The sequence below is a fragment of the Thiocapsa sp. genome, from assembly GCF_011390875.1.
Lineage (GTDB): Bacteria > Pseudomonadota > Gammaproteobacteria > Chromatiales > Chromatiaceae > Thiocapsa.
On sequence record NZ_JAABRP010000050.1, the window covers coordinates 1 to 18,491 of the forward strand.

Here is an 18,491-nt window from a genome sequence, read left to right on the forward strand (position 1 = left end):
CTCGGAAAGTATCGCTCCTTGCGGGTCTATCTGGATTCCTGCGTCAAATGCGGCTCCTGCACAGATAAGTGTCATTACTACCTGGGCACCAAGGATCCGAAGAACATGCCGGTGGGTCGGCAGGACCTGATGCGCAAGGTCTACCGGCGCTACTTCACCCTGGCCGGAAAGCTGTTTCCGAAACTCGTCGGGGCCGAGGACTTCACCAAAGAAGTGCTCGACGATTGGTATAGCTATTATCACCAGTGCTCGCAATGTCGGCGCTGCTCGGTCTTCTGCCCTTACGGCATCGACACGGCCGAGATCTCCATGGCGGCGCGCGAGATCATGGACAGCATCGGTGTGGGTCAGAAGTACTGCAACGAGATCATCGGCAAGGTCTATACGATCGGCAACAATCTGGGATTACCCGGGCCGGCGTTGCGCGACACCCTGGAAGGTCTCGAAGAAGACGTCCTGGACGATACCGGCGTCGCCGTGCGCTACCCGATCGATGAGGTCGGCGCCGAGATCCTTCTCGTCACGCCCTCGGCCGATTTCTTTGCGGAGCCCCATGTCGACGGCTTGATCGGCTACGGCAAGGTCTTTCACGAGGCCGGTGTGACCTGGACGCTGAGCTCGCATGCGTCCGAAGCGGCTAACTTCGGCATGTTCATCGGCTCGTACGACAACATGCGGCGGGTCGCTCAGCGCATTCGCGAGGCCGCGATCCAGCTCAAGGTCAAACGCATCGTCTTCGGTGAGTGCGGTCACGCTTGGCGTGTCGCCTACAGCTTCCTGAACACCTTGGCCGGCCCCTGGGACTTCCTGGATCCGCGTTATCCGGTCCCGCAGCACATCTGCGAGTTCACCTTCAACCTGATCCAAGAGGGCAAGCTCACGTTCGATAAGGGCGAGAACGACGACAAGGTTCTCACTTATCACGACAGCTGCAACGTTGCCCGTGCCTCGCGCATGGGCAACACGCCCGGCGGACAGTTCGAGATCCCGCGCGCCATCATCCGGGCGACCTGCAATCACTTCTACGACATGGACGAGGACACCATCCGCGACCGCACCTTCTGTTGCGGCGGGGGCGGCGGATTGTTGACCGACGACCTGATGGAGCTGCGCGTCAAGGGCGCCAAGCCGCGTGTCGAAGCCCTCAACAATGTGATGCTCGAGAAGGGCGTGACGCACATGGCTGCAATCTGCGCCATCTGCAAGAGCCAATTCACGAAGGTGCTTCCTTACTACGGCATGGAGATGGACCAGATCGTGAGTCTGCACCAGCTGGTGTCGAACGCCATCGTGCTGACCGGACAGGATGTCGAGGACGACGAAGACGAGGCAGACGAAGCTGCTTGACCCCCGGCAGCCTTGCGCCGAACGGCGCAGGCTCCGCGGGCCATGAGCTGCACGCTGATACGAACCCCCTGACGATGCATCAGGGTTCAACCGGTACGGAGAGTGATCGACATGGCGACTTCAACCGACGAAATGAAGAGCAAACCTTCCTGGCGCCGTTTCGAGGACGGTCAGCACGAGTGGGAGAAATGGACGGATAAGATCTTCGTCCAGGACACTTCCCACAAATGTCCGACCTATGTCCACAAGACACCGCCGTGTCAGGGCAGCTGCCCGTCGGGTGAGGATATTCGCGGCTGGCTGCAGATCGTGCGAGGAATGGAGAAGCCTCCGGTCGGGATGGACTGGCATGAGTATGCTTTCCGCCGTTCGACGGACGCCAATCCCTTCCCCTCGATGATGGGACGCGTCTGTCCCGCGCCCTGTCAGGACGGATGTAATCGCAACGCCCTGGAGGACTTCGTCGGGATCAACGCCGTCGAGCAATTCATCGGCGATACCGCCATCGAGAAGGGCTACCGGTTCGAGGCAGCGCCGACCGACACGGGCAAGCGCGTCGCCATCATCGGCGGCGGCCCGGCCGGTCTTGCAGCGGCCTACCAGCTGCGCCGCAAAGGGCATGGTGCGACCATCTTCGAGGCCAACGACGGGCTCGGCGGGATGTTCTTTTACGGCATCCCGGGGTATCGCGTGCCGCGCGACAAGCTCAACGCCGAGATCCAACGCATCCTCGACATGGGTCAGATCGAGGTCCGCCTGAAGACCAAGGTCGGCATCGATGTCACCGTCGAGCAGCTCGAGAAGGAGTTCGACGCCGTGCTCTGGGCGATCGGCTGCCAAAGCGGTCGCGGATTGCCGGTCCCGGGTTGGCAGGGCACTCCCAACTGCGTCTCGGGTGTCGCCTTCCTGAAGGCCTTCAACGAGGGCCGCATGAAGATCACCGCCGAGAAGGTCGTGTGCGTCGGCGGCGGCGACACCTCGATCGACGTCGTTTCGGTTGCACGCCGGCTCGGTCACATCACCAAGACCGGTCCGAAGGATCTGCCCGAGACCGTCATCCACGACGGATATGTCGCGCATGACGCGGCCATGACCGCCGCTGCCGAAGGGGCCGAGGTCACGCTCACATCGCTCTTCACGCGCGATAAGATGACGGCCTCCGAGCATGAGGTGCACGATGCCACTCACGAGGGCGTGACGATTCTGGACGGTGTGATGCCGCTCGAGGTCATGCTCGGCGAGAACGGTCGGGCGACCGGGCTGCGCGTCGCCGACTGCCAAATGGTCGACGGCCGTCCGACCCCCGTCGAGGGAACCGAGCGCGTCCTCCCGGCCGACCTGATCGTTGCTGCGATCGGTCAGGGCGGCGATTTGTCCGGCCTCGAGGAGCTCGACAACGGGCGCGGTTTGATGAACGCCGACAAGTTCTATCAGGTGCCGAACAAGCCCGGTCACTTCGTCGCCGGCGACATTATCCGCCCGCATCTGCTGACGACGGCCATCGGCCAGGCATCCATCGCGGTCGACTCCATCGACGAGTATGTCCGCCAGGTCGAGCACAAGCGCCGCCCGAAGGTCGATGTGCATCACTTCAATCTGCTCGAGAAGTTGACCGAGGCCAACCTCGCCCCCGAGGCATTCGTCCCCGACGAGCGCGGCGATATGCGCGGAACCTCGAGTGCAAACTACGCGATCCACAACTACGAGGATCGATCGGGTGCCGAGGTGATCCCGCACGAAGAACTCTTCCTCGGCCACTTCAACTTCCACGCCCGCAATCTACGCAAGGAAGAAGTGCCGAGCTCCGATGACGTGCTCGGCCACTTCAAGGAACGCGTGATCGGCCTCGCCGAGGCCGAGGCGATCGACGAGGCCAAGCGTTGCATGAGCTGCGGCATGTGCTTCGAGTGCGACAACTGCGTGATCTTCTGCCCGCAAGACGCGGTCTTCCGGGTCGATAAGGACAGCCGAACGACAGGGCGCTATGTCGACACCGACTACGCCAAGTGCATCGGCTGTCACATCTGCGCCGACGTCTGCCCGACCGGCTACATCAAGATGGGACTCGGCGAGTAACTACAGTGGAGGCGTCGATGGCAAAAGCCGCAGTCAGAGCTGGCCTCGTCGCCGTTGGATTGGCTTGGGTGCTGGCCGCCCAAGTCGTCCTGGCGGCCGACGCGAAGACATACGTGCTCGAGGGATCCAAGGCGGCGGCATTGGAGTCCTGTGTCGAGCCGACCGATGTGATGCGCCGCAAGCATATGGAGCTCATCAAGCACCAGCGCGACGAGACGGTCCATGGCGGAATCCGCTCCAGCAAACACAGTCTTGCCGGTTGTGTCGAGTGTCACATCCGCTTCGACGCGGACCATGCACCGACACCGATTCACCAAAAGGACGAGTTCTGCGGAGCCTGCCATGCCTTCACGGCCGTCAACTTGAACTGTTTCGATTGCCACGCATCCGTGCCCAGAGGGCCGGGTGCCGAGCTGGCGTCGCATGCCGCCTTCCAAGCCGTCGGTGTGGATCGATCGGTTCAGTCTCGAGCTGATGGGGAAGACCACTGAGATGAAAGATCACCACGAACCAACCGATCGTCCAGCCGACACGAGTCCCGCAGATTCGGGACGCCGGACCTTCATGGGTGTCGCCGCGGGTGTCACGGCGGCGGTCGTCGCGCCCGGGGTCGTTCTGCATTCGGTCACGGCGGCCCCGCGCTCGGAGGCGGTAACCAGCGACGTACGCTGGGGCCTGCTGATCGATACGGCCAAATGTGCCGACGGATGTTCGGCCTGCGTCGATGCGTGCGACCGGGAGAACGGTCTGAACCTTCAAAGCAAGCCCGAAGGCGCGTCGCAGGAACACTGGGACGATCAGAAGGCGGTCTGGATCCGCAAGGTCAAGCTCCAGGACAACCAGACCGGACGTGTGACCAATCTCCCGATGATGTGCCAGCATTGCGAGCACCCACCCTGTGTCGACGTTTGTCCGACCGGGGCCTCGTTCAAGCGCGCCGACGGCATCGTGATGGTCGACCGACACACCTGCATCGGCTGTCGCTATTGCATGATGGCCTGCCCCTACAAGGCAAGGAGTTTTATCCACAAGGTGATGGAGGATCAGCTCACCCGTGTACCCCGCGGCAAGGGATGTGTCGAGAGCTGCAACCTCTGTGTACATCGGCGCGACTTCGGCGAGGAGTCGACCGCCTGCGTCGATGCATGTCGCGAGGCCGGGCACGAGGCGATCGTCTTCGGTGACCTCAAAGATCCCGAAAGCACCATCCGAAAGCATCTCGCCGAGATGGCGAGCCGCCAGATCCGCGAAGATCTGAGCTTGAACACGGGCGTTCGGTATTCCGGAATCTGACCTCGGCGAGGGGAGCAGGACATGAAGCGAATCATCTATCGCGAGTGGCGCATTCCGCCCGCTCGGTATTGGGGCCTCCTCGGGATTCTCGCCTCGGTTGTCGGGATCGGCGCACTCGCCTTCGCTTACATGGAGCACGAGGGCCACTGGGTCAGCGGGATGAGCAACTCGGTCGTTTGGGGTACGCCCCATGTCTTCGCCGTCTTCTTGATCATTTCAGCGTCCGGGGCGCTGAACATCGCCTCGATCGGTACGGTCTTCCGCAAGCCGCTCTACAAGCCGCTCGGACGGCTCTCCGGGCTGCTCTCCGCGGCACTTTTGATGGGCGGTCTGTTGGTGCTGGTGCTTGATCTCGGGCGCCCCGAGCGCTTGGTTGTGGCGATGACCACCTATAACTTCCGCTCGATCTTCGCTTGGAACATCTTCCTGTACTCGGGATTCATGGCGATCGTCATCGCCTACCTCTGGAGCATGGCGGATCGCCATGGCGAGCCCTACAACCGCCCCATCGGGATCTTCGCCACCTTCTGGCGGTTGGCGTTGACGACGGGTACCGGCGCCATCTTCGGCTTCCTGGTCGCACGTCAGGCGTATGACGCGGCCATCCTCGCGCCCATGTTCGTCGTGATGTCCTTCGCCTACGGTCTCGCCATTTTCATGCTGGTGCTGATGTTCACCTTCGCGGAGGAAGGTCGCCCCATCGGCGGGCGCATCCTCTGTCGTCTCAAGAATCTGCTCGGGATCTTCATTCTGGGCGTCTTCTATTTCACGCTGGTCTACCATCTCACCAAGCTCTACGGGGCTAAGAACCACGACCTGGTCGGTTGGCTCCTGCTCGACGGAGGCATCTACACCTTCATGTTCTGGGTCGGTTGGATTCTGGTCGGCGGGCTCATGCCCCTCGGAATCATCTATCACCCGGTATTGAGCAAGGAAAAGAACTGGATCGCGGCTGCCTGCGCCTTGGTGATCGTCGGCGGATTGGCCAGCATGTACGTCATCATCATCGGCAGCCAGGCGTACCCGATGCAGATGTTCCCCGGGCAGACGGTCCTGGCTTCCGGTTTCTTCGACGGTGTCCAAGGCGAGGCGTCGCGATACAGTCCGACGATTCCCGAGGTTTTGCTTGGACTTGGCGGTGTGGCGATTGCCCTCTTGGTCACGTCGGTGGGCGTGCGGGTACTGCAGTTCCTTCCGGAGTCGCTCGCGGACGATGTCCTCCCGGTCGACGAGGAAAAAATCGTGGAGCAAGGTCCGGCAGGCGCCAAAGCCTGATCGCGGACCGGTCGATCCGTCCCGCGAGGACGGAACCGGCAGGGCTTCATCTCACCCGGGACGCATCGGCCCGCGCTACCTCTCGGATGCGCGCGGCCGTCAAAATTCCTAAGCAGTCGAAGGTCGGGTGAAGGGTCGATGTCGCATCTTTACATCTCGGCGGCTCAGAAGTCGTCTGGAAAAACCACCCTCTCCATCGGTTTGTGTCGTGCTTGGCGCGACGCGGGCTTGCGCGTTCAGCCCTTCAAGAAGGGCCCCGACTACATCGACCCGCTGTGGCTGACCGAGGCCTGCTCACGCCCCTGCTATAACCTCGATTTCCACACTATGGGGCGCGCGGAGATCCGCGATGCGTTCGCCCAAGAGCTCGACACGGCAGATTTCGGACTGATCGAGGGCAATGTCGGCCTTTTCGACAGCATCGATCCCGCAGGCTCCAACAGCAACGCCGAGCTCGCCAAGCTCCTGGGGGCACCGGTCGTTTTGGTGATCAACTGCCACGGCATGGGGCGCGGCATCGTACCCCTCCTGCTCGGTTACCAGGCCTTCGACCGCGAGCTCAATCTCGCCGGCGTGATCCTCAATAAGGTTGGCGGGAATCGCCATGCGCGCAATCTGATCGCCGCGATTGAACACTATACCGATCTGCCGGTGCTGGGTGTCATGCATCGCGACGACGACATCGAGATTGCCGAGCGCCACCTAGGCCTGATGCCGAGCAACGAGGCGGACGCCGCCGAGGCATGGATCGACCGCATCCGGGGACGTGTTGCCGAGCAGGTGGACCTGAGCCGGCTGCTCGCGATAGCCGAGGGTGCGCCGCGCCCGCGGTCACCCGCGCCGTCGCCGTTGATCCTCGCACCGGCAGGGGATCCGGTGCGCATCGGAATCGCGCGTGACGCCGCCTTTGGGTTCTACTATCCCGATGATTTGCGTGCGCTCGCCGCTGCGGGGGCCGAGCTGGTCGAGCTCAGCCCCCTTGCCGATCGCGAGCTTCCGTCTGTCGATGCACTCTACATCGGCGGGGGATTCCCCGAGTGCCGCATGGCCGAGCTGGAGGCAAATCGGGGGATGCGCGAGCAGATCGCGGACTTCATTGCTCGCGGAGGCCCTGTTTACGCCGAATGCGGCGGGCTGATGTATCTGTGCGAGGCGATCGGTTGGAAGGGCGAGCGGCATGAAATGGTCGGCGCGCTCAAGGCCGAGGTCCGATTACATGCTCGACCCCAAGGGCGCGGCTATGTGCGACTGCGTGAAACCTCGGATTTTCCTTGGCCGGGCGAGGCCGTCGGGGGTGCCCGCGAGATCCCCGCACATGAGTTCCACCATTCCTCGGTGGTCGCGCCTGACCCGGATTGGCGGTACGGCTATGATGTGCTGCGCGGCGTCGGAATCGACGGCGCCCATGACGGGATAGTTCAAGGTCATCTGCTGGCCTGTTACAGTCACCTCAGGGACGTGGGCGGAGTCGACTGGACGCGGCGCTTCGTCGACCATGTCCGGCGCTGTCTCGGGGCTTGAAACGCGGCCGATCCGGCCGAGGTTGAAGCGATGCAGTTCACTCCGGCCGGGGTTTGGAGCGGAGCCGATCGGACGCATCTCCAGCGACTACTCAACAGGATAATAGGTCTCAGATGTTCAAACTTACGACAGCAGCAGCCGACCAGGTGCTCAAGGCCGCGCAGCAAGGTGGCACCGAAGGCATGTCATTGAGATTGGCTGCGTTTGAAATGCCGGATGGGGCGATCGACTATCGAATCGGCTTCGACGAGCCGACCGAAGACGATATCCGCATGACCTGCGAGGGCGTGGATATCGTCATGACGCCCGAGCAGGTTCCGCTGCTCGACCAGACGACGATGGACTACGTGGAGATGGAGCCCGGTCAGTTCCGCTTCATTTTTCTCAACCCGAAGGACCCGCACTACAAGCCGCCGACCGAGGTCTGACCGGGGACGGGGCGAGTCGTCATGGATCTCAGCAACGAAGATAGCTTCCGGCTGAACGTCCTGCTGGCCAATCGCCCGCAGGCCATCCGCATCGACGAATCCAAGCTGATCGTCTATGGCCTTGGTCCGCAGGGCGAGGCGACCGTTCGTCTCAACCCGAACGCACGTCCCGATCAGTATCTGCGTCGCGTCAAGGAGCTCATTTCCGGCCACGTCCTGGGCTCGCCCGGCGGTTACCCCATCTATCTGCGCCGCTGGACCCGCATGGGTCAGATGCGCGACGAGAGCCTCGAGCAACTGCTCCTGCTCGGCGAGCCGGAGGCCGTCGTCGCGGCCGTCTGCGCGCCGGGACTCACGGATGAGCTGGCTCGGCGCGCTTGGTGGGCCATGGAAGACGCGGAGAATGCCCGCCGCATGCTGAGCAATCCGGCGATCGTCGCGGGCACCATGGGCAGGGTCTTGGTTGAATATCTTATCGAATACCTCCCGTTCGAAACCGAGAGCGACAAGATCACCGAGTCGATCAGGCTGATTCTGCAGACCGGTCTCCTCGACGCCGAGCGGCGCGACGATCTTTGGAAAAAGGCGGCGCGCAAGCAGGTCTATCTTGTCGGTTTTCTGCAGGCCGTTCCTGACGACCTGCCGGGGTCAGGAGGCGCGGCGGCGCGCCCGCTACCCGAGTCGATCCTGGCGCTTGCCGAGGCAGGAAACCCATGCTCCGGGCTGCTTCGTCGGGTCTTCGCGCCGTCCGGACAGACCTTCCTCGCGACGGTCGCGACGGTGCTGTCGAAGCCGCCTAGTCAAGACGTGGTGACGGCGACCTTCGACGTGCTCAGAGATTACTTCGGTGCGCTACGTCCGCAGGGGGACCCCGACATTCCGCTCGCGGAGCTGGTCGCGGATGCCGAGCGCTACGCAACGCCGACGAGCCCTGATCCGGATACGGCACGGCTGCTGCGCGACTGCCCCGAGATGGCCCCCGAGGTCGCCGCCATGCGTATCCTATCGGGTGTCGGCTATGGACTCATCCGCGCCGTCGCGCTTGATCCCAGCGTCCTCGGCAGCCTCATGCGCCGGAAGCTGACCCCCGTTATCGACCCGCTCCAGGCTCGCCTGAGCCGTCTTGCAGGACGCTGATACGCGAACCCTGCCGGATCCAAAATGATCGATGAGAACGATCGATAAGTTAATAACTATCGATTTTGAAGATTGACGCATCGTCGCTATGCTCCTATGCAACACTCGAACAGGAGCACTCACATGGCCAAGACGATGACGTTCGCGATCCTGCATATGACGGTCGCCTTCAGCGTGGCCTACCTGTTGAGCGGCAGTCTCCTGGTCGGAGGGGCGATTGCTCTGGTCGAGCCTGCCATCAACACGGTGGTCTACTTTTTTCACGAAAAAGTCTGGGAGCACATCCGGCACAAGCGCGTGCAGGCTTCTCCCGGCAGTCTGCTGCCCGCCTGACAGTTCCGACACCGCGGCTCGATCCTCGGATGCCCGGTTGGGCCGTCCGGCAAAACGGCCGCAGGGCTCAAGGGTGAGACTGTTCAGAGGCTTGCGAGAGACCGACGAGTCTCTCGCTCATGTCCCAGAGTCGCTGATTTGCGGCGGGGTCGGCCGCCTGAGACGGCGCCTTGATGGGCCGACGGCCGTCGAGATACTGCCCTGTCACGCCGTCGAGGTCGGTTGATCGGGCCGCGTAAAGCACGCGCTCGGCGGCCCGCGCCGGGGTCGGCAGGGCCCAGCCGAGCAGTCTGTCGACGGCTTTCCAAAAGACACCTTGTGCGCCGTCCGATCCTCCGAGGTTCGATCGAAAGATGCCCGGGAAGACACAGTTGACGGTCACTCCGGTGCCTGCAAGGCGCCGCGAAAGCTCGAAGGTGAAGTGCAGATTTCCGAGCTTGGACTGGCCGTAGGCCTGCATCATGCGATAGCGGCGGCGCGTCCAGTCCAGGTCGTCGAAGTCCATCGCGGTGTCCATGCGGGTTCCGACATTGACGATGCGCGCGGGCGCGCTGTCCTTGATGCGCTCGAGCAGGAGGCTCGTGAGCAGGAACGGGCCGAGATGATTGACCGCCAGCGAGCGCTCGATGCCCTCGGGGCTGGTTCGGCGGTTTGCATAGGCGGTTCCGGCGTTGTTGATCAAGACATGGATCCGCTCGAAACGGTCGAGGATCTCCGCCGCTGCTCGGCGAACCTCCTGCTGAGAGCCGAGGTCCGCGACGAAAAGACGGATGTCTTTGTTTCCGGATGCGGCGACGATCTCGTCTCGGGCTGTCCGACCGCGTTCTTGGTTACGGACCAGCATGCCGACGCGCATCCCGTCACCGGCGAAGGCGATTGCAAGCGCCTTTCCCAGACCTGAGTTTGCCCCCGTGACGAGAACGGTCCTGCGATTCGCATCGGCCATACGCGGTCTCCGGTCGACGCTCGTTACTCGGAGTAGCCGCCGCGCCCGGTGCCTCGGGTATCGCGTGCGAAATAGCTGACGCGCCCCATCGGAACCACGGTCACGCCTCCTGCGCTGACATGGAAGCGTTGCCGATCCTTGGCAGGATCAAAACCGATGCGATCGCCGGCCTCGATGACGTTGTGCCGATCCACGATGACATTGCGCAGATGGGCGCCGCGGCAGACGCGGACATAATCCATGATGATGCAGTCCTCGAGGACGACATCCTCCTCGATCACGGTCTCGCGCCGAATGATGGAGTTGGTCAGGCGTGCACCGTCGTGGATCATGGTCGCCGCACCCAGGAGCGTGTTGCGCAGCTCCCCGCCCAGCACGCGCGCGACCGGGCCTTGATAGCCGCTGGAGAAGACCGGCCACTCGGGGTTGAACATATCGAAGGCCGGCTCGGCCCCCAGGACGTCCTTGTGGGCGTCGAAGTACGCATCGATGCTGCCGACGTCGCGCCAGTAGACCGGCGTCTCGTAGGGGTGCACGCCGGGTATGACGTTCGTCGCAAAATCGTAGGCGAAGAGTCGGTGGGTGTTGAGCAGCCGAGGCAGGACATGTTGTCCGAAGTCCGACTCGCCCGCCGCTTCGCACTCCTTGAGTGCCTGCATCAGGACCTTCGCGTCGAAGATATAGTTGCCCATGGAGGCGAAGGCCATGGTCGGATCGCCGGGCAGCGGGGAGGGATTCGCCGGCTTCTCCTCGAAGGCGTTGATCCGCCCCTCTTCGTCCGCGGCGATCACGCCGAAGCTCGATGCCTCGGCAAGCGGGACCGGCAAGGCGGCGATCGTCACGTCGGAGTTGCGTGCCTTGTGGAAATCGACCATCTGGCGGATGTCCATCCGGTAGATATGATCGGCACCGAAGACGGCGACCAGATCAGGCCGATGCTCCTCGATGAGGGCGATATTCTGATTGACCGCGTCCGCCGTGCCCTGGAACCAATGCGTCCCGGACATCATCTGGGGCGGGACCACGGTCACGAACTGACTCTGCAGCAAGGGCGAGATGGTCCAAGCCTTGCGTACATGCTCGATCAGAGACTGTGACTTGTACTGCACCAGCAAGTAGATGGTCTGGATCTGGGAATTGACCAGGTTGCTGAGCACGAAGTCGACGATGCGGTAGCGGGCGCCGAAGGGCACCGACGGTTTGGAGCGCGCCGTCGTGAGCGGCTGGAGTCGCGAGCCTTGGCCGCCGGCCATGACGAAAGCGATGATTCGATCGGTCTGCATGGTTCCTCCGCTTGCCCCGCCATTAGGAGCTTGTGTTGTGATGGCTGGATCCGATCATTGGATCCACACGAGAATGATAAACCCGTCGACCTGAGCTTTCCCGTTTATCGCAGGTTCGTTCGACACGCCGTCGGATGGGTCCGAAGCGTGGGAGACGTGCCTCCGAAACCCGTACCGAGCACATGTGGGTTATTTGCGGCCTTGTACGCTCCCCGCACGCCGGGCCGGCGGTGCGCCTCGTAGCCGTCGTGACCGTTGCGCCTCGTCGGCGCGACTTGTCCCGACGCCGCGGGACGGACCTTGCTTCCCGAAAAAGCCATGCGCGCTCGGTATACAATGTTCAACCCCGACGTTAGAGGAGTAAGCGAGAGATGAGTCAACCGAGGAAGAAGGTCCCGGGACGTCCGGTCATCTTGATCATCCTTGACGGTTTCGGCTTGAATCCGGCCAAGGCCAATAATGCGGTCGCGCTCGCCGACACGCCGAACCTCGATCGCTATTTCTCGAGCTATCCTCACACCGCGCTGCAGGCGTCCGGGCTGGCGGTCGGGCTCCCCGACGGACAGATGGGTAACTCCGAGGTCGGGCACATGTGCATCGGCTCGGGTTGTGTCGTGCTCCAGGATCTGGTCCTGATCGATCGTGCAATCGACGACCGCAGCTTCTTCGACAACCACGCCTTGGTGAATGCTGCGCGTGCGGCGGCGGCGCAAGGGCGGCCGATTCATCTCATGGGCCTGGTCTCCGACGGCGGTGTCCATAGCCATGTCCGTCATCTGGCCGCGTTGATCAAGCTGTGCAAGCGTCAGGGTGCGCGCCCGCTGGTCCACGTCTTCACCGACGGTCGGGATACCCCGCCGCGCTCGGCACTGAGTTATCTCAAGTGTCTCGACGAGGCGCTGGAGACCTCGGGGGGGCGGATCGCCACCGTCAGCGGACGCTATTACGCGATGGATCGAGACAATCGCTGGGACCGCACCGAGATGGCCTGGCGCGCCATGGTCGACGGCGAAGGCCGGCACGCGACGAGCGCGCGCGAGGCGATCGAGGCGGCCTATGCCGCCGGCGAGGACGATGAGTTCATCCGCCCAACGGTTATCGCAGGCGCCGAGCCGATTCGCGACGGCGATCAGGTGATCCACATCAACTTCCGCAAGGACCGTCCGCGACAGCTGGTGTCGGCCTTGCACCAGAGCGATTTCGATAAGTTCGACCGCCGCGGTGTGACCCGGGTGCAGGTCACCGGCATGATGGAGTACGACCCCTGGTTCGGACTGCCGTTTGCCTTCGACACCGACACGCCGAAAACCACGCTCGGGCAGATCCTGAGCGACGACGGCATCGCGCAGTTTCACTGCGCCGAGACCGAGAAGTACGCTCACGTGACCTTCTTCTTCAACGGCGGGCGCGGCGACCCCTTCCCCGGCGAGGAGCGCACCCTGATCCCCTCCCCGAAGGTCGCCACCTATGACCTCAAACCGGAGATGAGCGCCCCCGGGGTGGCGGATGCCGTCATCGAAGCGCTTCGCGGCGGCAGCTTTCCCTTCATTGTGGTGAATTTCGCCAACGGCGATATGGTGGGGCATACGGCCGTGCGCGAGGCAGTGATCGCCGCGGTCGAGACGCTGGATCGCGAGGTCGGTCGCGTGCTGGACGTTGCCGTCGAGTGCGGCTACTCGGTCATCCTCAGCGCCGACCACGGCAACTGCGACGAGATGGTCGATCCGGTCACGGGTGATCCCCATACCCAGCACACGACCTACCCGGTGCCTTGTCTCGTCCTCGACGAGGTGCCGTGGCGACTGTCGGTCGGCGGCGGGATCAAGGACATCGCCCCGACGATTCTCCATCTAATGGGTATCCCCATTCCGGAGCAGATGGATGGACATTCCCTCCTGCTCGGGCCGGCGACGGTCTGACGGATGCGCGTCTATCTCGATCTGCTGCGCGATGTGATCGACAACGGCATCGACAAGGCCGATCGCACCGGCGTGGGCACGCGCTCGGTGTTCGGTCGTCAGGTGCGCTTCGATCTACAGCAGGGTTTCCCGCTCCTGACCACCAAGCGGGTGCATACCAAGAGCTTGATTCACGAGTTGCTCTGGTTCCTGGCCGGCTCGACGGACAACCGGTGGCTTCGGGATCGCGGCGTGACGATCTGGGACGAGTGGGCGGCCGAGGACGGAAATCTTGGTCCCATCTACGGCGCACAGTGGCGCAGTTGGGCATGTCCGGACGGTCGTGTCGTCGACCAGCTCGCCGAGCTGGTTGCCACCATTCGGACCCGACCCGATTCGCGTCGCTTGGTGGTTTCCGCCTGGAATCCGGCCGATTTGCCGGACGAGACACGGAGCCCGCGCGACAACGTGCATGCCGGGCGTATGTCGCTTGCCCCCTGTCACTGCCTCTTTCAGTTCTATGTGGCCGATGGCCGGCTCTCCTGCCAACTCTATCAGCGCAGCGCCGATCTCTTTCTCGGAGTGCCCTTCAATATTGCCAGCTACGCCTTGCTGACCCATCTGATCGGGCACCAGTGCGATCTGGAGGTCGGCGAATTCATCCACACCTTCGGCGACCTGCATCTCTACCGCAATCACCTCACGGACGAGATCGTCTTCGAGCAGCTCGGGCGCGAGCCCCGGGCGCTGCCGCAGTTGCGACTGCTGCGTCGCCCCCCGAGCCTGTTCGACTACCGTTTCGAGGATATCGAGATTGTCGGGTATGAGCCGCAGGCGGGGATTCGCGCCCCCATTGCAGTCTGAGGCTGAATCGCGCTCGGAGCGGTTTGCTCGGCTTGAGCGTGGTGAAGTGTTGTCGTGACCTTGCGATGGCGGAGCGGCGCGATTCAGGATTTATTAATCGGGGTCGGTTGGTTGGATACGGGAGAGCGTCGAGCCTCGGGGCCGGCGGTGCGCATGATGCCGGCCACTGCGATGACTTTGCGCTGTAGGGTGTCCAAACGCCCTAGGGCGGATAGGTACCGTAGGCCGGACAAGCGCAGCGCAGTCCACCAGTGGCCTTCGCTCTCGCCCGTCCACTCTACCGGGGCCGGTCTGGTGAAGGAGTCCGGCGGGGTTTTGTCGGTTTCCGTGTGCTGTCTTCCGTGTTGCGCGGGCTTGCGCAACATTCACGAAATTTCCGGGCGAGGAGTTGCCGCTGATGGAGTCACTCATTCAAGTCCTGCTCGCGTACGGACTGTTTTTGGCCAAGACGATCACGATCCTGCTCGGAATCGGCGTGCTGCTGATTCTGGCATTGCGGCTAAGACAGGGTGCGCACGCCGATTCCGAGCAGTTGGAGATCACCGATCTCAACCAGCGCTATCGCGAGCTGAGCTCGGCGCTGAAGGCGTTCTCGATGTCGAAGAAGGCGTTCAAGGTGTATCGCAAGGCCGAGCACAAAGAAGAGAAGGCCCGCGAGAAGGAAGGACATGCCGACCGCAAGCGGCTCTTCGTCATCGAGTTCAACGGCGACATCCGAGCCAGCGAGGTCGGCGCGCTGCGGGTATTGGTGACGACGCTCCTGATGGAGGCGCGCGATGGCGATCAGGTCTTGGTGCGTCTGGACAACTCCGGCGGTCTGGTCAGCGATCACGGGCTGGCCGCATCGCAACTGGCGCGCATCCGTGAGAAGGGGATCCCGCTGACGGTCGCGGTCGACAAGGTCGCCGCAAGCGGCGGCTATCTCATGGCCTGTGTGGCCGAGCGCATCATCGCCGCGCCCTTTGCCGTCATCGGCTCGATCGGCGTGCTCGCCGAGCTGCCCAACTTCCATCGCTTAATGGAACGTTACGGGGTCGACTTCGAGCTGCACACCGCCGGCGAGTACAAGCGCACACTCACGATCTTCGGCGAGAACACCGACGAGGGTCGCCAAAAGCTGCGCGAGCAGTTGGAAGAGACACATGCACTCTTCAAGTCGTTCGTTGCGACCTATCGTCCCGCGCTCGATCTCGACCGTGTCGCCACCGGCGAGTATTGGCACGGCCAGCGCGCCGTCGAGCTCGGACTGGTGGATGCCATCCAGACGAGCGATGACTTTCTCCTCGCCGCGACCGAGGACATGGATCTCCTCAAACTCAAATACCGCGCCCGCAAGAAACCGATCGAGCGTCTGCTGTCGAGCATCCGAGCGCGCTTGGAGGACGCCGCTGCAACTTGGCGCCGCGCGGGCTGAGCCTTCGTGTCGAGGCGCGCCTTTGGGAAATCCTCGCCCATGATTGAAGGCAACACCATGCGCTGGAAGGTGACGGCGTCGAAGGACACCGCCATTGCCGTGCGCAGTCTGCTCGCCCAGCGCGGGATGAAAAAAGGTCGGTGCCGAGCCTATTATTGGGCGCTCTTTGGCGTTTGGTCGCGTGCCAACTCCATGAGCAACCGCAGTGCCCTATTTACAGAACCAGAGTCACGAAACGCCCGCGCAACATCAGGCTCCAAAAGCACGACATTTGTACCTTCTCGGCAGGCTCGGTGATGCTTGCCTTGTAAGGCATCAGAGAAGTCGTATTCGGAACGCATATCATCGCTATCGATTTGCCTCGTTATGTGCTTTTTGCCGTGAGTGGAAAACGTTCTGGATGCTCAATGATCTGCTCCGTTAAATCAACGTCGAGATCGGGCCAGTAGAAATGTCCTGGAGATTGCTCTTCGACGTTTACGATTGACTTTACAGTCTGGTCCTTAAACCATGGAAAATCGTCGTAAGACATAAATAGTTCTTTGTCATGAGCAAGTATCCAAACACCGTGTACCGAAATATTGGTTACTTCAACTGCCGAAGTGCTGGCGCCATGCGCTAATGAGCTCATTATAACGAACCTCAATCAGTGACTCGATGTGTTTTAGTTGTTTTCTCGAATAACGATGATTCTTCGCCAATTCGATTTCCGGCTCCAACCAAAACTTTGCCTCACCGTCGCCGGACACGACATGAACGTGCATTCGTTCCTCCTCCCTTGAGAAGAAGAAAAATCTGTATCCGTTATCTCGGAATACGGTAGGACTCATATGCTGCTCTGCACATAACGAATCGCTAGCCCCCGCCGCTGCTGCTGCATAACGAAGCGCAAAGCTTTCCGGCGTCGGGTTCAGCGACTTGTTGGGCCATTAGAAATAACAAGGCTGCCTCATTCTTCACCCTTAATCTTCACCAGGGAAGGTGCAGGGCGCTCTACGTCAACGCGCTCGGACCAACCACAATAGGAGCAACTGACAATGGTTTCTTTCGGTTCACCTTTTGCCACTTGGCGATCGATGATGTCTACTTGGCGGCTTTTGCAGGATGGGCAGACTAAAACGCCTTCTGCTTGGTCTACCTTCGCAAGTAGTTGCTCAAACATTGATAGGACTGCGGCTGTCATAGTGATGCATACTATGGCGTCTTGGCGCGTCGAATGCGTTGAATGGGTAACGTGACACGAAAAACTCCACGCCCCATCTGCAACCCGCCTCGCTTCGTCCCTAATTTCGCTGTTCTCGCTACCAGGAGCCAAGCGTTCAATACTGAGCCGAGAACGGCTCTTGAAGTCGGCGTCCTTCGGTGCTTCGTGATTAGGTGGTAATTCGCGATCCAGAAGAACCTCTTTGCCTAACTCGATCAGGACCTCACGACAAGTCAGCCCAATCGCTTGGGCATGTTCGGGTTCTGTGACGGTTGCTAGCGCCTCAGACGCAACATGAAGCTTACGCCGAACACCCACGAACCTTGTCGACCCAAAGGATATCGAGTATAAGACGCGGTCTGGATCGTGTGCCTCGCGCGTAAGTAGACGCGCCATTAGCCCCATGTGAAAAGAATACACTTCATCCGAGGAAAAATAGTAGGCGTCTTGTGGGTACAGGTTCATGGGAACACCTTCTCCTTCTACGACCCACCACGCTCCTTTGTCAGTCTTTACATTCCATACTGTCACCTTTGGACCAAGATCGTTGAAGTTGTGCTCAGGCTTGGCACTCGCGACCTTCTCTTGCCCGTCGCGCTCAACATACGACGCCACTTCAAATCTGGTTGCCATTTATCCTTCTCTAACGACAGTGACTGAACAATTGGCGCTCGACGAAGAATCCGGGAGCCCAATGTCTTGAATGGCGCGCCCAAAAACCGCGCCCGAAGCGCTCGGATCTAGGCACAGAGTCGGCCGCGGTTTTTGGGTCGCAGCCGATTCACTTGTTGGGAATTTTTTTCTTCCGGGAATTAAGTGCATGTCTTGTCCAAAGGCTTTCGCCGGGCCCGCAACTTCGGCTTTCTGCATCCCAACAGCAAGCGCGCCATCGCTGTCCTGCAGTGGCTCTTCGGACTCGAGCCGAAACGCCTGATCGCGCACCTGAAACCTCGGCCTCGACTGGCATGCCCATGCTGCGGGGCCGACATGGTCATCGTGCAGACCGGTCTGCCGCCACAACCGCCCCGAGCACCGGTCATCCCGAACCTCGCGGCGAGCGAAATCCCGGTGATGTCACCGCCGCGACGAGCGCCGTCCCCCGGATGTCGGCTTCCACGGGCCGAAGCCCGCGCTCGGCCTGAATTCGGGTATCAGCGCCCGTTCAGGCCGTCTCTGCAGCTGAACTCGCGGCAATGGCGAGTCACAACCGCCGCGCGGCGAGGTCTTGGTCGGCATCCGAGTCCAGGGCTCCCTCGGCCTCGCAAAAGCTATTTTCTATCCTCCCACAGCGACACGATGCCGGGCTCGTCCAACAAACGGCTCAGATCGTCGCTCGCTGCGCTCGGACGATCTAACCTTATTCGTTAGCTCAGATTTGCTAACTCAAACATAAGATCCCCATCCTACCGAATGAAATTCATCTCGCCAGCGAGCACCAAGCTCAGGCTGAACCTGGTGTGCGTAACTGATAA

18 protein-coding genes are annotated in these 18,491 nt (G+C 61.7%); 13 read left to right on the top strand and 5 right to left on the bottom strand.

Annotated features, from left to right (window positions below):
- The 9 genes from dsrK to GPT33_RS05785 form a co-directional block, all read left to right on the top strand.
- Positions 1–1,347 (top strand): sulfate reduction electron transfer complex DsrMKJOP subunit DsrK (dsrK, locus tag GPT33_RS05745; RefSeq protein WP_296806359.1); only part of this gene is annotated, 1,347 nt, incomplete at its 5' end.
- 111 nt (positions 1,348–1,458) lie between these two features.
- Positions 1,459–3,423 carry an NAD(P)-binding protein gene (locus GPT33_RS05750; RefSeq protein WP_296806360.1) on the top strand — a complete coding sequence of 655 codons (1,965 nt, stop codon included), beginning with the start codon at positions 1,459–1,461 and terminating at the stop codon, positions 3,421–3,423.
- Between the two features lie 17 nt (positions 3,424–3,440).
- Positions 3,441–3,914: a sulfur reduction protein DsrJ gene (locus GPT33_RS05755; RefSeq protein WP_296806361.1), complete on the top strand. Its 474-nt coding sequence runs from the start codon at positions 3,441–3,443 to the stop codon at positions 3,912–3,914.
- A gap of 1 nt (position 3,915) precedes the next feature.
- Entirely contained in the window at positions 3,916–4,716 is an 801-nt protein-coding gene (gene dsrO, locus GPT33_RS05760) for a sulfate reduction electron transfer complex DsrMKJOP subunit DsrO (RefSeq protein ID WP_296806362.1), read from the top strand.
- 21 nt (positions 4,717–4,737) lie between these two features.
- Positions 4,738–5,991 (top strand): NrfD/PsrC family molybdoenzyme membrane anchor subunit, encoded by a 1,254-nt coding sequence (gene nrfD / locus GPT33_RS05765; RefSeq protein ID WP_296806363.1) that lies wholly within the window; start codon positions 4,738–4,740, stop codon positions 5,989–5,991.
- Between the two features lie 138 nt (positions 5,992–6,129).
- The gene (locus GPT33_RS05770) at positions 6,130–7,512 is read left to right on the top strand and encodes a cobyrinate a,c-diamide synthase (protein WP_296806364.1); all 1,383 of its coding nucleotides are present in this window, start codon (positions 6,130–6,132) and stop codon (positions 7,510–7,512) included.
- A gap of 113 nt (positions 7,513–7,625) precedes the next feature.
- On the top strand, positions 7,626–7,940 hold the full coding sequence (locus tag GPT33_RS05775) for an iron-sulfur cluster assembly accessory protein (protein WP_296806365.1): 315 nt from the start codon (positions 7,626–7,628) through the stop codon (positions 7,938–7,940).
- 21 nt (positions 7,941–7,961) lie between these two features.
- On the top strand, positions 7,962–9,077 hold the full coding sequence (locus GPT33_RS05780) for a sulfur reduction protein DsrS (RefSeq protein WP_296806366.1): 1,116 nt from the start codon (positions 7,962–7,964) through the stop codon (positions 9,075–9,077).
- A gap of 123 nt (positions 9,078–9,200) precedes the next feature.
- Positions 9,201–9,410, top strand: a complete 210-nt coding sequence (locus GPT33_RS05785; RefSeq protein WP_296806367.1) for a DUF2061 domain-containing protein — start codon at positions 9,201–9,203, stop codon at positions 9,408–9,410.
- Between the two features lie 67 nt (positions 9,411–9,477).
- On the opposite strand, the gene GPT33_RS05790 is transcribed toward GPT33_RS05785, so the two are convergent.
- Together GPT33_RS05790 and GPT33_RS05795 are read right to left on the bottom strand one after the other, a co-directional pair.
- Positions 9,478–10,356 (bottom strand): SDR family oxidoreductase, encoded by an 879-nt coding sequence (locus tag GPT33_RS05790; RefSeq protein ID WP_296806368.1) that lies wholly within the window; start codon positions 10,354–10,356, stop codon positions 9,478–9,480.
- Between the two features lie 23 nt (positions 10,357–10,379).
- A complete protein-coding gene (locus GPT33_RS05795; protein ID WP_296806369.1) occupies positions 10,380–11,639 on the bottom strand; it encodes a glucose-1-phosphate adenylyltransferase in 1,260 nt (419 codons plus the stop codon).
- 371 nt (positions 11,640–12,010) lie between these two features.
- Here GPT33_RS05795 and gpmI point away from each other — a divergent pair, with 371 nt between their 5' ends.
- The 4 genes from gpmI to GPT33_RS05815 all read left to right on the top strand — a co-directional run bounded on the left by gpmI (position 12,011) and on the right by GPT33_RS05815 (position 16,112).
- On the top strand, positions 12,011–13,558 hold the full coding sequence (gpmI, locus tag GPT33_RS05800) for a 2,3-bisphosphoglycerate-independent phosphoglycerate mutase (protein WP_296806370.1): 1,548 nt from the start codon (positions 12,011–12,013) through the stop codon (positions 13,556–13,558).
- 3 nt (positions 13,559–13,561) lie between these two features.
- Positions 13,562–14,401 (top strand): thymidylate synthase, encoded by an 840-nt coding sequence (locus GPT33_RS05805; RefSeq protein WP_296806371.1) that lies wholly within the window; start codon positions 13,562–13,564, stop codon positions 14,399–14,401.
- Between the two features lie 397 nt (positions 14,402–14,798).
- Positions 14,799–15,815: a protease SohB gene (sohB, locus tag GPT33_RS05810; RefSeq protein WP_296806372.1), complete on the top strand. Its 1,017-nt coding sequence runs from the start codon at positions 14,799–14,801 to the stop codon at positions 15,813–15,815.
- A 39-nt stretch (positions 15,816–15,854) separates the two neighbouring features.
- A complete protein-coding gene (locus tag GPT33_RS05815) occupies positions 15,855–16,112 on the top strand; it encodes a ribbon-helix-helix domain-containing protein (protein WP_296806373.1) in 258 nt (85 codons plus the stop codon).
- Positions 16,113–16,179: 67 nt separating this feature from the next.
- Here GPT33_RS05815 and GPT33_RS05820 read toward each other — a convergent pair whose 3' ends face one another.
- From GPT33_RS05820 to GPT33_RS05830, 3 genes are all read right to left on the bottom strand, one after another.
- On the bottom strand, positions 16,180–16,446 hold the full coding sequence (locus GPT33_RS05820; RefSeq protein WP_296806374.1) for a DUF2442 domain-containing protein: 267 nt from the start codon (positions 16,444–16,446) through the stop codon (positions 16,180–16,182).
- Entirely contained in the window at positions 16,406–16,645 is a 240-nt protein-coding gene (locus GPT33_RS05825; RefSeq protein ID WP_363929054.1) for a DUF4160 domain-containing protein, read from the bottom strand. The genes GPT33_RS05820 and GPT33_RS05825 overlap by 41 nt, the downstream gene beginning before the upstream one ends.
- A gap of 119 nt (positions 16,646–16,764) precedes the next feature.
- Positions 16,765–17,652 carry a hypothetical protein gene (locus tag GPT33_RS05830; RefSeq protein WP_296806376.1) on the bottom strand — a complete coding sequence of 296 codons (888 nt, stop codon included), beginning with the start codon at positions 17,650–17,652 and terminating at the stop codon, positions 16,765–16,767.
- Between the last annotated feature and the right edge of the window lie 839 nt (positions 17,653–18,491).

Bases quoted from the DNA above. Each gene is read 5' to 3' on its own strand.
- GPT33_RS05755 (WP_296806361.1), top strand. From the start codon at position 3,441: ATGGCAAAAGCCGCAGTCAGAGCTGGCCTCGTCGCCGTTGGATTGGCT.
- GPT33_RS05815 (WP_296806373.1), top strand. From the start codon at position 15,855: ATGATTGAAGGCAACACCATGCGCTGGAAGGTGACGGCGTCGAAGGAC.
- GPT33_RS05770 (WP_296806364.1), top strand. From the start codon at position 6,130: ATGTCGCATCTTTACATCTCGGCGGCTCAGAAGTCGTCTGGAAAAACC.
- GPT33_RS05750 (WP_296806360.1), top strand. From the start codon at position 1,459: ATGGCGACTTCAACCGACGAAATGAAGAGCAAACCTTCCTGGCGCCGT.
- GPT33_RS05830 (WP_296806376.1), bottom strand. From the start codon at position 17,652: ATGGCAACCAGATTTGAAGTGGCGTCGTATGTTGAGCGCGACGGGCAA.
- gpmI (WP_296806370.1), top strand. From the start codon at position 12,011: ATGAGTCAACCGAGGAAGAAGGTCCCGGGACGTCCGGTCATCTTGATC.
- GPT33_RS05775 (WP_296806365.1), top strand. From the start codon at position 7,626: ATGTTCAAACTTACGACAGCAGCAGCCGACCAGGTGCTCAAGGCCGCG.
- GPT33_RS05780 (WP_296806366.1), top strand. From the start codon at position 7,962: ATGGATCTCAGCAACGAAGATAGCTTCCGGCTGAACGTCCTGCTGGCC.
- GPT33_RS05785 (WP_296806367.1), top strand. From the start codon at position 9,201: ATGGCCAAGACGATGACGTTCGCGATCCTGCATATGACGGTCGCCTTC.
- nrfD (WP_296806363.1), top strand. From the start codon at position 4,738: ATGAAGCGAATCATCTATCGCGAGTGGCGCATTCCGCCCGCTCGGTAT.
- GPT33_RS05820 (WP_296806374.1), bottom strand. From the start codon at position 16,446: ATGAGCTCATTAGCGCATGGCGCCAGCACTTCGGCAGTTGAAGTAACC.
- GPT33_RS05795 (WP_296806369.1), bottom strand. From the start codon at position 11,639: ATGCAGACCGATCGAATCATCGCTTTCGTCATGGCCGGCGGCCAAGGC.
- GPT33_RS05825 (WP_363929054.1), bottom strand. From the start codon at position 16,645: ATGAGTCCTACCGTATTCCGAGATAACGGATACAGATTTTTCTTCTTC.
- sohB (WP_296806372.1), top strand. From the start codon at position 14,799: ATGGAGTCACTCATTCAAGTCCTGCTCGCGTACGGACTGTTTTTGGCC.
- GPT33_RS05790 (WP_296806368.1), bottom strand. From the start codon at position 10,356: ATGGCCGATGCGAATCGCAGGACCGTTCTCGTCACGGGGGCAAACTCA.
- GPT33_RS05805 (WP_296806371.1), top strand. From the start codon at position 13,562: ATGCGCGTCTATCTCGATCTGCTGCGCGATGTGATCGACAACGGCATC.
- dsrO (WP_296806362.1), top strand. From the start codon at position 3,916: ATGAAAGATCACCACGAACCAACCGATCGTCCAGCCGACACGAGTCCC.